The organism is Kaistia geumhonensis (assembly GCF_030815145.1).
Taxonomy (GTDB): Bacteria; Pseudomonadota; Alphaproteobacteria; order Rhizobiales; family Kaistiaceae; genus Kaistia; species Kaistia geumhonensis.
In genome coordinates this window covers 3240001-3254269 of record NZ_JAUSWJ010000001.1, presented here as the reverse complement: position 1 = coordinate 3254269, position 14269 = coordinate 3240001, and the positions used below count along the sequence as shown (strand labels likewise).

General features: G+C 66.2%; 14 protein-coding genes and 2 rRNA genes (1 of these 16 cut by a window edge). 7 read left to right on the top strand and 9 right to left on the bottom strand.

The window, feature by feature from the left end; translation table 11 throughout:
• Window positions 1–231: 231 nt before the first annotated feature.
• Both QO015_RS15405 and purE read right to left on the bottom strand, forming a co-directional pair.
• Complete coding sequence (locus QO015_RS15405) at window positions 232–1338, bottom strand: 5-(carboxyamino)imidazole ribonucleotide synthase (protein ID WP_266283241.1); 1107 nt, start codon at window positions 1336–1338, stop codon at window positions 232–234.
• Window positions 1331–1813: a 5-(carboxyamino)imidazole ribonucleotide mutase gene (gene purE / locus QO015_RS15400; protein WP_266283300.1), complete on the bottom strand. Its 483-nt coding sequence runs from the start codon at window positions 1811–1813 to the stop codon at window positions 1331–1333. Before purE ends, QO015_RS15405 begins: the two co-directional genes overlap by 8 nt.
• A 229-nt stretch (window positions 1814–2042) precedes the next feature.
• On the opposite strand from purE, the gene QO015_RS15395 reads away from it, so the two are divergent.
• The gene (locus QO015_RS15395; protein ID WP_266283243.1) at window positions 2043–2732 is read left to right on the top strand and encodes a GGDEF domain-containing protein; all 690 of its coding nucleotides are present in this window, start codon (window positions 2043–2045) and stop codon (window positions 2730–2732) included.
• Here the strand turns inward: QO015_RS15395 and QO015_RS15390 are convergent.
• Window positions 2722–2928, bottom strand: coding sequence for a YdcH family protein (locus QO015_RS15390; RefSeq protein ID WP_266283244.1), 207 nt, complete (start codon window positions 2926–2928; stop codon window positions 2722–2724). The genes QO015_RS15395 and QO015_RS15390 overlap by 11 nt on opposite strands.
• Before the next feature lie 267 nt (window positions 2929–3195).
• Between QO015_RS15390 and QO015_RS15385 the strand changes: the two genes are divergently transcribed.
• Entirely contained in the window at window positions 3196–3378 is a 183-nt protein-coding gene (locus tag QO015_RS15385; RefSeq protein ID WP_266283246.1) for a YdcH family protein, read from the top strand.
• Between the two features lie 71 nt (window positions 3379–3449).
• On the opposite strand, the gene QO015_RS15380 is transcribed toward QO015_RS15385, so the two are convergent.
• Complete coding sequence (locus QO015_RS15380) at window positions 3450–4628, bottom strand: OpgC family protein (RefSeq protein WP_266283247.1); 1179 nt, start codon at window positions 4626–4628, stop codon at window positions 3450–3452.
• Between the two features lie 153 nt (window positions 4629–4781).
• Here QO015_RS15380 and QO015_RS15375 point away from each other — a divergent pair, with 153 nt between their 5' ends.
• The 3 genes from QO015_RS15375 to QO015_RS15365 are packed head-to-tail and all read left to right on the top strand — an operon-like array spanning window position 4782 to window position 8020.
• On the top strand, window positions 4782–5330 hold the full coding sequence (locus QO015_RS15375; protein WP_266283249.1) for a MarR family winged helix-turn-helix transcriptional regulator: 549 nt from the start codon (window positions 4782–4784) through the stop codon (window positions 5328–5330).
• The gene (locus QO015_RS15370) at window positions 5327–6469 is read left to right on the top strand and encodes an HlyD family secretion protein (protein WP_266283251.1); all 1143 of its coding nucleotides are present in this window, start codon (window positions 5327–5329) and stop codon (window positions 6467–6469) included. Before QO015_RS15375 ends, QO015_RS15370 begins: the two co-directional genes overlap by 4 nt.
• 36 nt (window positions 6470–6505) lie before the next feature.
• On the top strand, window positions 6506–8020 hold the full coding sequence (locus QO015_RS15365; RefSeq protein WP_266283252.1) for a DHA2 family efflux MFS transporter permease subunit: 1515 nt from the start codon (window positions 6506–6508) through the stop codon (window positions 8018–8020).
• Between the two features lie 73 nt (window positions 8021–8093).
• Here the strand turns inward: QO015_RS15365 and chrA are convergent, their stop codons facing one another.
• The 3 genes from chrA to QO015_RS15350 are packed head-to-tail and all read right to left on the bottom strand — an operon-like array spanning window position 8094 to window position 11381.
• Window positions 8094–9290, bottom strand: a complete 1197-nt coding sequence (chrA, locus tag QO015_RS15360; RefSeq protein WP_266283253.1) for a chromate efflux transporter — start codon at window positions 9288–9290, stop codon at window positions 8094–8096.
• A 25-nt stretch (window positions 9291–9315) separates the two neighbouring features.
• Entirely contained in the window at window positions 9316–10290 is a 975-nt protein-coding gene (locus QO015_RS15355; RefSeq protein ID WP_266283255.1) for a 2-hydroxyacid dehydrogenase, read from the bottom strand.
• Window positions 10291–10322: 32 nt separating this feature from the next.
• Window positions 10323–11381 (bottom strand): LacI family DNA-binding transcriptional regulator, encoded by a 1059-nt coding sequence (locus tag QO015_RS15350; RefSeq protein WP_266283257.1) that lies wholly within the window; start codon window positions 11379–11381, stop codon window positions 10323–10325.
• 125 nt (window positions 11382–11506) lie between these two features.
• Here QO015_RS15350 and QO015_RS15345 point away from each other — a divergent pair, with 125 nt between their 5' ends.
• Window positions 11507–12430 (top strand): NAD(P)-dependent oxidoreductase, encoded by a 924-nt coding sequence (locus tag QO015_RS15345; RefSeq protein WP_266283302.1) that lies wholly within the window; start codon window positions 11507–11509, stop codon window positions 12428–12430.
• A gap of 53 nt (window positions 12431–12483) precedes the next feature.
• Window positions 12484–13278 carry a hypothetical protein gene (locus QO015_RS15340; protein WP_266283259.1) on the top strand — a complete coding sequence of 265 codons (795 nt, stop codon included), beginning with the start codon at window positions 12484–12486 and terminating at the stop codon, window positions 13276–13278.
• A gap of 263 nt (window positions 13279–13541) precedes the next feature.
• Here the strand turns inward: QO015_RS15340 and rrf are convergent.
• Both rrf and QO015_RS15330 read right to left on the bottom strand, forming a co-directional pair.
• A 5S ribosomal RNA gene (gene rrf / locus QO015_RS15335) occupies window positions 13542–13656 on the bottom strand.
• Between the two features lie 79 nt (window positions 13657–13735).
• Window positions 13736–14269 (bottom strand): 23S ribosomal RNA (locus QO015_RS15330) (it continues 2215 nt past the right edge of the window).

Genomic DNA, 14269 nt, shown 5'->3' with positions numbered 1-14269 from the left:
TAGCGCCTTTGGGCGGCCTGCGCCACCCCTGGGGAAGCGCCGTCATATGGGGTGCCGCCACCGCTGGCGAAAGGGATCGGCCGCGCGGTCGCGAGCCCCCGGCAGCGCCCGGTCCGCAAGCCGTCGCGGCGCATCGGCGCTGTGCATCAACTCTCCCATCGGCAGAGCCGGAGGCAGGCCGTTGCGCGACGATGGAAGACGGGTCGGTTCTTCCCGCAGGCGCGAAGGCCCCTATCCCCGCTTCGGCGTGATCCGGTTGACATGTCCCATCTTGCGGCCGGGACGGCTTTCTGCCTTGCCGTAGAGATGGAGCCGCGCGCCCGGCTCGGCGGCGAGCGCGTGCCAGTCGTCGGCCTCGGCGCCGATGAGATTGGTCATCACCGCGTCGGAATGGCGGGCGGTCGAGGCGAGCGGCCAGCCAGCCACGGCGCGGATATGGTTCTCGAACTGCGAGGCGAGCGCGCCGTCCTGCGTCCAATGGCCGGAGTTATGGACGCGCGGCGCAATCTCGTTGACGATGAGGCGCTCGCGCCCGCCCTCCTCGACCAGGAACATCTCGACCGCCAGCACGCCGACATAGTCGAGCGCCTCGGCGATGCGCATGCCGACGCCCTTCGCCTCCTCCGCAGTCTCCGGCTGGATCGCCGCCGGCACGGTCGAGGTGGCAAGGATATGGTTGCGGTGCACGTTCTCGGTGATGTCGTAGCAGGCCGTCTCGCCGCGGCGGCCGCGGACGACGATCGCCGAGACCTCGCGCGTGAAGGTGACGAACCCTTCGAGTACCGCCGGGTGATGGTTGATCGCCGCCAGCGCCGCGGCCGGATCGTCGCCGGGGCCGATCTTCACCTGACCCTTGCCGTCATATCCGAAGCGGCGCGTCTTGAGGATCGCCGGGCGGCCGACCCGTTCAAGGGCCGCAACGAGATCGTCGAGGCTGTCGATGGCGGCGAAGGGAGCGACCTCCAGCCCGAGTGAGCGCATCAGCTCCTTTTCGGTCAGCCGGTCCTGCGACGCCGCCAGCGCGCCGACGCCGGGCAGTACCATCGCCTGGCCGGACAGGAACTCGGCCGTCTCGGCGGGGACGTTTTCGAACTCGTAGGTGACGACATCGACGGAGCCCGCGAAGGCCGCGAGCGCCTGCTGGCTCTCGTAGGACGAGATCGTTCGCGCCGCGGCGACGTCGAAGGCCGGGCTCTCGCCATCGGGAGAAAAGACATGGCAGCGGAAGCCGAGCTCGGCAGCCGCCGTGGCCAGCATTCGGCCAAGCTGGCCGCCGCCGAGAATGCCGATCGTGGCGCCCGGCGCGAGGACGCCGTCAACCAGCACGCCGTCACCCATGGGACTTCGTCTCCTCGATCTGCGCCGGTCGCTCGGCAACGCGCGCCGTCTGCTCTGCCCGCCAGTCATCGAGGCGCCCCGCGAGCGCGGGATCCTCCAGTGCGAGGATCGCCGCCGCGAGCAGGGCCGCGTTGACCGCGCCCGCCCGGCCGATCGCGAGCGTGCCAACGGGAATGCCGGCCGGCATCTGCACGATCGAAAGGAGGCTGTCCCGGCCCGACAGGGCCTTGGACTCGACGGGAACGCCGAGCACCGGCAACGGCGTCATGGCGGCGCACATGCCCGGCAGATGCGCCGCGCCGCCGGCGCCGGCGATGATCACCTTGTGACCCGACGCGCGCGCGTCCTTGGCGAAGGCCACGAGCCGGTCGGGCGTGCGATGCGCGGAGACGATCCGATCGTCATGGCCGATGCCGAGGGCATCCAGCGTCTCCGCGGCCGCCTTCATGGTCTGCCAGTCGGACTGGCTGCCCATGATGATCGCCACCGGCTGAGCTTTTGCGGCCAAGCGCGTTCCTCCGATCGAGTCTCAGGATTCGCCGGGGACACTAGAGAGGCAGCCGGCACGGTGCAAGCATCGATCCGGGGCCGCCGCGACAGCGAGGACACCTCCCTCGGCAAAGAAATCCCTGCGATTCGCAAACTACTTGCGCAAGAGACGTCGTTAACCGATGCTGAACCAGTCTATGTCATTGAATCTCTTCATGCCCGAACCGCGCCCCGTCCCGCCGTTCCCCGCTCCCGCCTTCGACGCCGACCAGCCGGCGCGCCGCCGACCGCTTGCCGTCGAAGAGGATGCTTTGCCGGTTCCGATGGAGCAGCGGGCGCTGGTGGTGCGCCTTTCGCAGGAGGTGGCGGCGCTTCGCGCGGCGCTCGATCTCTCGCGCCACCGCATCGCGACGCTCGAGGTCGAGGCGTCGGCCGACCCCGTCACGGGGCTTCTCAACCGTCGCGCCTACGAACGCGAGGTCGAGAAGGCCGCCGCATTCCGAAACCGCTACCGCACGCCGGCCCTCGCTGTCCTCGTCGCGGTCGACGGCCTTGCCGGCGTCGCCGAGCGCCATGGCCAGAACGTCGCCAATCGCGCGCTCCAGACCATCGGCGCGCGGCTGAAGGGCCAGCTCCGCTCCTGCGACGTGGCAGCGCGGCTCGATCCCTATGCCTTCGGCCTTGTGCTCTGGAATGCCGGTCAGGCCGATATCGCGCCGCGTCTCGACGCGCTGCGCGCGGCCGCGGGCGGGATGGACCGCCTTCTGGAAGGACGCGTCACCTCGGTCAGCGTGCGCATCGCGGCGCTGCCGATTGAAGCGGACCACCAGCCGGCCTCGCTGATGGAGCGCCTCGAGGGTCTGCTCGGTGCCCGGCGGCGCGGGCCGCGCGAGACTATGCGATGATGTCTGGCAGGAGCTGATCCTCGAGGACCGCGATCCGGTCCTTGAGTGCGAGCTTCTTCTTCTTCAGCCTCTGGATGCGCAGCGGGTCGATGCGACCCGTCTCCGACATGACCGCGATCGCCGCATCGAGATCGGCATGCTCCTGCCTGAGGCGCGCCAGCTCGAAACGGACTTCCTGCTCTTCTTCCTCGGTCATACGCACGCCACCCCAAAGGGCCCGCCGACGCCTCGCGGCGCGCAGGCCTTCCGCGTCAGGACGATACATGCTCGCGCCGGGTGAGGCGAGCCCAATCACCGTGCGGAGGGTCTTGAACGAGCCGCCGGAGACCACACATCGCCATAGGGAAGTTGTTGAGCCGGCGGCGTCACAAAGCCGTCATCGAGCCGGTCCGCCGTTCGACACTGCCCATCGATTGTGGCACCATCGCCAGGCCGTCATCGTTAGCAAAGGGAGGCATTGCAGATGTCCATGCTGTCGCATCTCGAAGCGTTGGAGCGTCGTCACGAGGCGCTCGCGAAAGAGATCGAGGATGTGATGAAGGCTCATCCAAGCGTCGATTCGGTTGAAGTGCAGGCACTCAAGCGAAAGAAGCTTCAGGTAAAGGACGAGATCGCAAGGCTGAAGGGCAACGAGACGATGCACTGAGCATCGCTCCACCAAGACAAGTTCCGGCATGGCGCTGCGGTCCCGCCGCGGCGCCATCGCTTTTTTGGAGACTATTCCGCCGGCTCGAGCCGTGCCGCCGGCACGGGGGCCGGCCGCGCCTTCCCGCCGGGCTTCGTCCAGTCGAGCAGGAAGGCCAGCGCGAAAAGGAACACCATTCCCGCGCCGACCAGCGTGCAGTCGAGGACGAAGGACTTGCCCGTCAGGAGCGGATCGTTGGGAAGGTGGAACAGCTCCTGGCGGATGATGTGGGCCGTGACGGCGAGCAGCGTCGAGAGCCAGAACACCGGCAGCGTGTTGCGGCCGAGGCTGACGATCCAGTTGTCATGCGTGAGCCAGCGCTTGAGGAAAGCCGGGATCGGACTGCACAGGACGACATAGACCAGCGCGAGCAGGTGAGCGAGACGGAAGGCGCCGACCCAGCTCTTGTTGAAGCCAGTGATCCAGACCCATTCCGGCATCACGGGGAAGCGGTCCCACAGCGGCAGCATGACGAGCAGCGCCGACGCCACCAGATAGGCGAGAGCGAGCGCATAGAGCACCGGCGAAGGCCGGAGCGACACGCCACGCCGCAGCATGACGCCGCCGCAGAAGCCGATGGTGAAGATCAGCTGCCAGGTGAGCGGGTTGAAGTACCAGACGCCGTTGCCCGGATAATTGGGCGGACCGAAATGCAGGATGTTGGCAACGAGCCAGACCGCCGCGCTCGCCGCGAGCGCCACGAGGAGGTTGATCCGCGCCAAAATCATGATGATCGGCAGCATCGCCATCATCCCGATATACATCGGCAGGATGTTGAAGTTGCCGGTCTGGTATGTGAGCGCACCGATACCGGCCAGCGCGCCGAGCGTGTTGTCGAGGATCCAGTGCCGCTCGTCCGGCACCATCAGCTGCGGCGCGGAGAACCAGATCGTCGCAGCCGCATAGACCGCGAAGCCGATCGCGATGGACGACAGATGCGCGATGTAGATGGTGCCGATCCGCTTGGCGATCTGCCCGATCGATAGAGCCGCCTGGCCGTTTACGAAGCGCGGATAATAGGCGAGCGCGGCGGATATGCCGGCCAGCAGCACGAACACCTCGGCGGCGTCGGACAGGCCGAAATTGCGATGGGTGAAATTGGAGAAGAAGTTGCCGGGGATGTGGTTGACGAAGATCGAGACGAGCGCGAGGCCCCGGAAGAAATCGATCCGGTAGTCGCGCGGCATCCTGCCCGAAATCGCCTCGCTCAACGCAACGCTCCCTGAAACGCCATCGACGCGGCGCTAACCGCGAAACAAGGCGAGCTTACGGCAGCGCCGACCCGATTCAACGCCGTCACAGTGCAAAAGCCCATGCTTGTCCGCAGCTTCCTGCATGGCGCCGCACGGTCGGGCGACCAAATCGTGACTGTTGATATTATCACTGAGACTTATTATCTTCGGGCTATGGAAAACGACCCGCCCGAAAAGCATCTGGCCTTCCTGATAAACGATGTCGCGCGCCTCATCCGCCGCGCCTTCGATCAGGCCGCGCAGGGCTGCTCGCTCACCCGCGCGCAGTGGCAGGTGCTCGCCTTCCTGCACAAGAACGAAGGCTCCAACCAGGCCGCGGTGGCCGAGGCGCTGGATGTCGAGCCGATCACGCTGTCGCGCCATATCGACCGGCTGGAAGCGCTCGGCTTCGTCACGCGCCTGCCCGATCCGACCGACCGGCGCGCACGCCGCCTCTATCTGACGCCGGCGGTGCAGCCGCAACTTGCCGAGATGAAGGTGATCGGCAGGAGCGTCATGACCTCGGCGCTCGAAGGCGTCGATGAAACCGACACCGAGCGGCTGATCGCCGTGCTGACGCTGATGCGCGCCAACATGGCACGCTATGGCGGCGAATCCGAACCTGCGGATGTGTGCACCGACGCCCTTGCCGAACCGAGCATCGAAAAGGTCCCGTCGTGAGTGCCGAACCCGCAACAGAGGCTGAGAAGCCCGCCCCGCAGCTCAGCGTCGTGCCGGAGGCGCCGCCGCCGAAGCGCCGCCGCAGCCTGCGTCTGGTGCTGATGCTCGTGGTGCCGCTCGCGATCATTCTCGGCGGCGGCTATCTCTGGCTGACCGGCGGCCGCTTTGTCTCCACCGACAACGCCTATCTCGAGCAGAACCGCGTCTCGATTACCGCCGACCAGTCCGGCCGCATCGTTGATGTCGCAGTGCGTGAGAACCAGACGGTGAAGAAGGGCGATCTCCTGTTCAAGATCGACCCGCAGCCCTACCAGATTGCACTCAACCAGGCCGATGCCGCCGTCGCGGCGGCGCGGCTGCAGGTGGAACAGCTTCGATCCACTTGGCAGCAGGCTGTGGCCGAGGAGAAATCGGCCGAGGAGACGCTCGACTATCAGCAGAAGGTCTTCGCCCGCCAGCAGGACCTCCTGAAGCGCGGCGTCAGCTCCAATGCCGATTTCGACGCGGCCGAGAACAATCTGCGCAATGCCGAGCAGTCCGTGGCGCAGGCCAAGGAAAAGGTCTCCGGCGCGCTCACCGCCCTCGGCGGCGATCCGGACATCCCGACCGACCAGCATCCGTCCGTCATGCAGGCGCAGGCGGCGCGCGAGAGCGCCGCGCTCGCCCTCGAGCAGACGGCCGTGTATGCGCCCGCCGACGGCGTCGTCTCGCAGACGGACCGTCTGCGAGTCGGGCAATATGTGACCAATCCGGCCATGGCCCCGACCGTTCTGATGACGCTGGTCGAAACCAGCACGGCCTATGTTGAGGCGAATTTCAAGGAAACCGACCTCACCCATATGCGGGTCGGCCAGCCGGCGACGATCACCTTCGACGCCTATCCCGACCAGACCTTTCGCGCCCAGGTCGAGTCGATCGATGCCGGCACCGGATCGGCCTTCTCGCTGCTCCCGGCCCAGAACGCCAGCGGCAACTGGGTGAAGGTCGTCCAGCGCGTCCCCGTCCGCCTGAAAATCGACGGCGATCTCGACATCGCGGCCGTCCCGGCCGGCCTCAGCGCCTCGGTCGACGTCGACACCGGCCATCGCCGAACGCTACCGGGCTTCGGCACGGCGGTCGCCGAGACGACGACCCGCTGACCCTTCGCTGATGCGCCTCGGGAGGCGCTGCGCACGATGAGCACTACCAGCGCCGATACCGTGCCGTTCCGCGGGCTGATCACCGTTTCGATCATGCTCGCGACGATCATGCAGGTGCTCGACACAACGATCGCCAATGTCGCCCTGCCATCGATGCAAGGCTCGCTCGGCGCCGCCCAGGATACGATCACCTGGGTGCTGACCTCCTATATCGTGGCCGCAGCCATCGCGACGCCGGTGACCGGCTGGGTCGCCGACCGCATCGGCATCAAGCGTCTGTTCCTCACCTGCATCGTCGGCTTCACCCTCGCCTCGATGCTCTGCGGCCTTGCCGGCAGCCTCTACCAGATGGTCGGCTTCCGCATCCTGCAGGGCATCTTCGGCGCCGCCCTGGTGCCGCTCTCCCAGTCGGTTCTGCTCTCGATCAACCCCAAGGAGCGGCACGGCCAGGCCATGGCCATGTGGGGCGCGGGTATCATGGTCGGCCCCATCATCGGCCCGACGCTCGGCGGCTGGCTCACCGACAGCTTCAACTGGCGCTGGGTGTTCTTCATCAACCTGCCAGTCGGCATCGTCGCTTTTCTCGGCATCTTCTTCTTCATGCGCGAGGGGCCGATCCGTCTCAGGAAGTTCGACTTCTTTGGCTTCGCCTTCCTCTCGCTCGGCATCGGCGCGCTTCAGATGATGCTCGATCGCGGCGAGCAGCTCGACTGGTTCTCGTCTACCGAGATCCTGATCGAGACCGGCCTGATGGTGATCGGCTTCTGGGTGTTCGTCGTCCACATGGCCACATCGCGCGAGACGTTCATCGACCCGCATATCTTCAAGGACCGCAACTTCGTCACCGGCCTCGTCTTCATCTTCATCATCGGCATCATCCTGCTCGCCACCATGGCGCTGCTGCCGCCGATGCTGCAGAACCTCTACGGATACCCGGTGATCACGACGGGGCTGATCCTCGCACCGCGCGGCGTCGGCACCATGATCGCAATGATGCTGGTGGGCCGGCTGGTCGGACGGGTCGATCCGCGCATCCTGATCTTCATCGGCCTCTCGCTCACCACCTGGTCGCTCTACGAGATGACGACCTGGTCGGAGCAGATGGGCGCGATGCCGTTCATGATCACCGGCATCACGCAGGGCTTCGGCCTCGGCTTCGTCTTCGTGCCGCTGTCGACCATTTCCTTCGCGACGCTGCCGCCGAAATGGCGGACCGACGCCGCCTCGCTGTTCAGTCTGGTACGCAATCTCGGCTCGTCGATCGGGGTATCCATCGTCGCGACGCTCTTGGCGCAGAACACGCAGATCATGCACCAGGCGATGGCTGGCCATGTGACCGCCACCAATCCGGCGCTGCCGATGGACATGGCGATGGGCGATCTCGGCGCGCTGGCGCAGCTCAACGGCTTCATCACGCGCGAGGCCGCCTTCATCGCCTATATCGACGACTTCAAGCTCATGATGTTCGTCACCATGACGACGATCCCGCTTCTGCTCCTCCTGCGCAACAAGCCGCAGAAGGGGCCGGCGGAGCACGTCGCCCTCGATTGACGGTTCCGGTGTCTCCGGCTCCTGGCGCTGCGGCCCCTACCCGCCGCGCCCTGGAGCCGGAGATGCCGGATGCTCAGGCGAAAGGATGCGCGAAGCCCGCCGCGGCGCCGAGGATCACCACCAGCCAGGCCGGCCAGCGGGCGACCGCGAGCAGCCCCCATGCCACGATGGCCAAGGCGAGATCGTGGGGCGCATGCACCGCCGTGGTGAAGACAGGGTCGTAGAGCGCGGCGGCGAGGATGCCGACCACGGCGGCGTTGACGCCGGTCAGCGCGCGGCGGGCGGGGCCGAAGCCCGCGAGCCGCCGCCAGAACGGCAGCACCCCGATCACCAGCAGAAAGCCGGGCGCGAACAGCGCCAGCGTCGCGATCAGCGCGCCGGACCATGGCCCCGGCATCGCCGCCGTCGCTCCGAGAAAGGCAGCAAGCGAGAACAGCGGCCCGGGCATCGCCTGCGCGGCGCCATAGCCCGCAATGAAGCTCTCGGGAGCGATCATACCTGTGCCGACCACGCCGCGCTCCAGAAGCGGCAGCACCACATGGCCGCCACCGAAGACGAGCGCGCCCGCCTGATAGAAGGGTGCCGCCAGCGCGGCGATGCTCGACTGGCTTGCCAGCATCGGCAGCGCGGCGAGAAGCAGCGCGAAGAGCACCAGTGCCGCAATGCCGAGCCGCCGCGATCCCGGGGCGGCGACTCCAGCGGGGACCGTCGGCGGCCGGTCGGGTGCGAGGGCGAGGCCGATCAGCGCTGCGGCAGCGATGATGCCGATCTGCGTCAGCGCGAAGGGAAGGAGCAGCGCCGCCGCCGCGGCCGCGACGGCAAGGCCGGACGTGAACCGCGTCGTGGCGAGCGAGCCCGCCATGCCGCGCACCGCCTCGGCGACAACAGCGACCGCGACGAGAGCGAGCCCGCCAACAAGCCCGGCATCGATGCCGATGCCGGAGGCGAGGCCCAGCCCAAGGCCGGCCATGACGAGGGCCGATGGCAGCGTGAAGGCGACAAACGCCGCGATCGCGCCGGGGAGCCCCGCCTTCTCGTAGCCGACGCCCATGCCGACCTGGCTCGAGGTCGGCCCCGGCAGGAACTGGCAGAGCGCCACGAGATCGGCATAGGCGCCCTCCTCCATCCAACCGAGCCGGCGGACGAAGGCTTCGCGGAAATAGCCGAGATGCGCCACCGGGCCACCGAAGGAGGTGAGGCCAAGACGCAGGAACTCAAGGAAGATCGCACCGGGACTGGGCTCGTCCTCCGGCTTCTTCGCGTCGTACATGGCAGCCGCCGGTGTCCGCTGCCGCTCAGCGCTTGTGCCAGCCGCTGAACGGTGTCTCGGTCACCGGGCTGATCGGCGGCCGGCCATCCTTCCACGCGAGGAGATTGTCGACGACGCGCTGGCCCATGGCGTCGCGCGTATGCTCGGAGGCCGAACCGACATGCGGCAGCAGCACGGCATTCTCGAGCGCCATGAGTTGGGCCGGCACCTGCGGCTCCTTCTCGAAAACGTCAAGGCCGGCGGCATGGATCCGCTTCTCGGTCAGCGCGGCGATCAGTTCCGCCTCGTCGACCACCGTGCCGCGGCCGATATTGATGACGATGCCGCGCGGCCCGAGCGCATCGAGCACAGCGCGATTGATCAGCTTATCGGTCGAGGCGCCACCCGGCAGCACGCTGATCAGCATGTCGACATGGCGCGCCATTTCGACGAGATCGCCATAGTAGCGATAGGAGACATCGTCCTGCGGGCGGCGGTTGTGATAGACGACCGGCACACCGAAGGCCTCCAGCCGGCGCGCAATCGCCTTGCCGATACGGCCGAGCCCGACGATGCCGGCGACGCGGTCGCGCAGCGTCGCCTTGGTGAGGGGATAGGACGCCGACGGCCATTTTCCGGCGCGCAGATAGCGCTCCGCCGCGGAGAATTCGCGCACCGTCATCAGGATGAGACCGAGCGCCGTGTCCGCGACTTCCTCGGTCAGCACGTCGGGCGTATTGGTCACGATGACGCCCTTCTCGGCGGCGTAGCGCGCATCGACATTGTCGTAGCCGACGCCGAAATTCGCGACGATCTCGAGATGCGGCAGCGCGTCGATCAGCGCCGCGTCCACCTTGGCATGGCCGCCGGCGGCGACGGCGCGGATATGCGGGGCGAGCGCCTGCAGAGCCGCGGCGGGATCGTCGCGCAGATGCAGCCGATGCACGGTGAACTGGGCGTCCAGCGCCCGCTCGACGCTGTCGCTCATGCGTCCGGGCATCAGGATTTCGGGCCGTGACATCGTTTCCATGCTCCAGTTTTGAGAAAGGCGGGTCAGGGGCGGGTCGAGGCGCGAATGCGCAGCTCGGGCTCGATGAGAATGCGCTCCGGCTCCATTTCGGCGCCGTCGATCTGCGCGGCGAGAAGCCCGGCGGCGAGGCTGCCGATCCGCTCGGCGGCATTGAACACCGACGTCAGGGCCGGCGCTGCCCAAGCCGCGCCGTCGGTGTCGTCATAGCCGGCGACGGCGACGTCGCGCCCCGGCTCGCGACCGGCATGGCGCAGCGCGGAGACGAGGCCGAAGGCAACGAGATCGTTGAAGCCGATCAGCGCTGTCGGTGGGTCTTGCAGCGCCAGCAGCCGCTCCGCGCTCGCGCGCACCGCCTCCTGGCTCATCACCTCCGGACAGTCGAGCGCCGGATCGGCCTTGATGCCGGCCTCCGCCAGCGCAGCGACATAGCCGGCGTGGCGCTCGGCGCCGGCGCTGGTGGCGCGCCGGCCGCCGACGAACCCGATGCGCCGGTGCCCTTCCGCCACCAGATGGCGGGCGAGCGCGCGCGCGCCGGAGAAATCATTGCCGCGCACGAGCGGCACGGCCGCGCCGGAGACCTCGCGACAGATCATCACGAAGGGTAGCCCCTGGTCGGTGATCCGCGCGACGGCGGCCGCGTCTGTGCCGATCGCCGGGCACATGATCAGCCCGTCGGCGCGGTGCTGCAGCAGCGTATCGACGAAGGTCCGCTGGCGGCCGATATCGTCGCCATGGTTGCAGATCATGATCGCCAGCGAGCGGGCATTGAGCGCCGTCTCGAGCGCACGAAAGATCTCGGCGAAATAGGGGTTGATCACGTCATGGACCATGACGCCGACCATGTTGGTGCGCGCGGTCCGGAGGCTGGCGGCGGAGCGATTGGCGACATAGCCCGCCTCGTCGGCAAGCGCGCGGACACGCAGCCGCGTCGCCTCGGCCACCAACGGCGAATCGCGCAGCGCCAGCGAGATGGTCGCGGTGGAAAGGCCGAGCTCCTGCCCCAGCATGCGCAGCGTCAGCACGCGCCGGCCGGCGCGCCGCTGCGCAGCTCGGGGAGCGCCGTCCTTGTCGGGATCCACCATTTCTCGAGACCCGCCGTCCCCTGACCGCGCGTTTGCGGCACCCCCGCCCCGCGCGACCCTATGCTCTTCGCTTAAACCAATTTAGGTTTCGGCAAAACCACAAACTCCCCGCTCGCGCGAGCGCAATAAGGCAGGACAGCAGCATGCAGGACAGGGCGAAGGCGACGGTCGGCTTCATCGGGCTCGGCTATATGGGCGAGGGCATGGCGGCCAACCTGCTCGCCAAGGGCAATGCGCTGGTCGTCATGGCCAACCGCAAACGCGACGCCGTCGAGCGGCTCGTGGCTGACGGTGCCCGCGAGGTGAAGAGCGCGGCCGAGATGGCGTCGTTCTGCGATGCGATCTTCCTCTGCGTCACCGGTTCGCCTGAGGTCGAGGCCATCATCGAGGGACCGGACGGTATCTTCGCCGGCGGCAAGCCCGGCCTCATGGTCATCGATTGCAGCACGGCCGAACCCGCTTCGACGCTGCGGCTCGCCGAGGTGGTCGCGGCCAAGGGCATGAGCCTCGTCGATGCCCCGCTCGGCGGCACGCCGGCCGGCGCCAAGGCCGGCACGCTGCAGGCGCTGGTCGGCGCATCGGATGACGACTTTGCGCGGGCCGAGCCGCTCATCGCCTGCTGGGCCGCGACGATCGCCCATGTCGGGCCGGTCGGCGCCGGCCACAAGATGAAGCTGATCAACAACTTCCTATCGCTCGGCTATGCGGCGCTCTATTCGGAGGCGCTTGCGCTCGGCCAGAAGGTCGGCATCAGCCCTGAAACCTTCCACTCCGTCATCGGCCAGGGCCGCATGCGCTGCGGCTTCTACGACACGTTCATGACCTATGTGATCAAGCGCGACGAGAACGCCCACCAGTTCACGATCGCCAACGCCTACAAGGATCTCCGCTATCTCGCCGGCATGGCCGACAGCGCCCGCCTCGTGAACCCTCTCGGCAGCGCGGTGAAGAACCAGTTCGCGGCGATGGCCGCGGCCGGCCAGGCAGAGCGCTACGTCCCGATGCTGTCGGACTTTGTCGCCGAGGCGAACGGGGTGAAGAACCGGTAGCTTGGATCAGCCTGCACCAGAAAGTCGCTGCGAAGACGTTGTGTGGGGCAAATATGGTAGAGACAGATGATGATGATGTGGGCATGCGTCGTGGAGCCGAGGAGATCGGAGCGCGCGAACTCGACAAAGCACTGCGCGGACTGACACTGTTCGGCGACGACATCTACCTTGGCATGCAGGCTACAAACGTTGCGTTAGTCGATGTTTTTCTCATGCAGATGGAGACCGAGGCTCGTGAATATCGCTCCGATGACGAGGGCATAAATCTTGAGCACGCTGTTCTTCTGAACGCACTTAGCCAGCAATGGCTTTTTGCCGTCTATGAGCTGCTCCGGACATGGCGGGAGCGCGCTAAGAGTGTCTTGAAGTGGCACTCCAACGGCGGCCTCAAATTAAAGGCCGAAGCGCTGGAAAAGAGGCGCAATCCTGGAGACCTCAACCTAGGACGCGATCGCTTTGCTCAAACGATTCGTAAGATTATCGACCATCCGAAGATAACTAAGGAGATCGCAGATGATTTGGCTCGCACGCACGTTTTATTTAGGCAGCTAGAATTCCTACGAGTTGCCTTGGCGAAGCACGAGGTTTCAGGCCAGCCTAAGCTGTTCGCCAGAGCACCTGGCTACGCCCGGATTGACATGTGGACCGGCTCCATGTCCTACGAGCTCTCAAACGATTTTGTGATCTTGGGACAGGTCACGCGCCGTTCGTTTGCTGATGGGATACGGGCGCTCTCGACAGACCGCACCGTCCCGAGCAAAGAGGACATTGCCGCCTATGAAGCGTTCATGGCCTTGAAGCCAGACGATGTGCCAGACTTTGGAAAGGCCCCGGCTCCGAAACTCTGATCGAGCTGATGTCCCTGGTCAAGACACGTTGAGGCACCAGGCTTCGATCGGCCGGCTTGCCGATATTGGCGGCTCCGTTCCGTTCGCTAAGTCAGTATTTCGTCCTCGGCCACCGTTTGAGCCGCGGCGCCTGAAGCTCGGGCGGCCCCTCGCCTTCGGTCTTCTCCGCCCCTGCGCACGACAAAAAGCCCCGCCGAGCATTTCTGCTGGGCGGGGCTTTTTGGAAGGCGTGAAGAGAGGTTGTTTCTTTCTGCGTTTTGCAGGCCTGGCAGCGACCTACTCTCCCGGGTCTTGAGACACAGTACCATTGGCGCGGAGGAGTTTAACGGCCGAGTTCGGAATGGGATCGGGTTCAGGCTCCTCGCCATGACCACCAGGCCGGCAAAGCGCAGAAAGGGAAGAAGCTGGAATTGATCATTGGAGCGCATCGCGGATGCGATGGGCATTGTTAATGAGGGCGATCAAGCCGATCGAGTGATTAGTACCGGTAAGCTGCATGCGTTGCCGCACTTCCACACCCGGCCTATCGACGTGGTGGTCTACCACGACTCTCAAGGGAAAACTCGTTTTGAGGTGGGTTTCCCGCTTAGATGCTTTCAGCGGTTATCCCGTCCGTACGTAGCTACCCTGCAATGCGGCTGGCGCCACAACAGGTCCACCAGAGGTACGTCCATCCCGGTCCTCTCGTACTAAGGACAGATCCTCTCAATTTTCCTACACCCACGGCAGATAGGGACCGAACTGTCTCACGACGTTCTGAACCCAACTCACGTACCACTTTAATCGGCGAACAGCCGAACCCTTGGGACCTTCTCCAGCCCCAGGATGTGATGAGTCGACATCGAGGTGCCAAACGATGCCGTCGATATGGACTCTTGGGCATCATCAGCCTGTTATCCCCAGAGTACCTTTTATCCGTTGAGCGATGGCCCGTCCACGTGGGACCACCGGATCACTATGGCCGACTTTCGTCTCTGCTCGACTTGTCAGT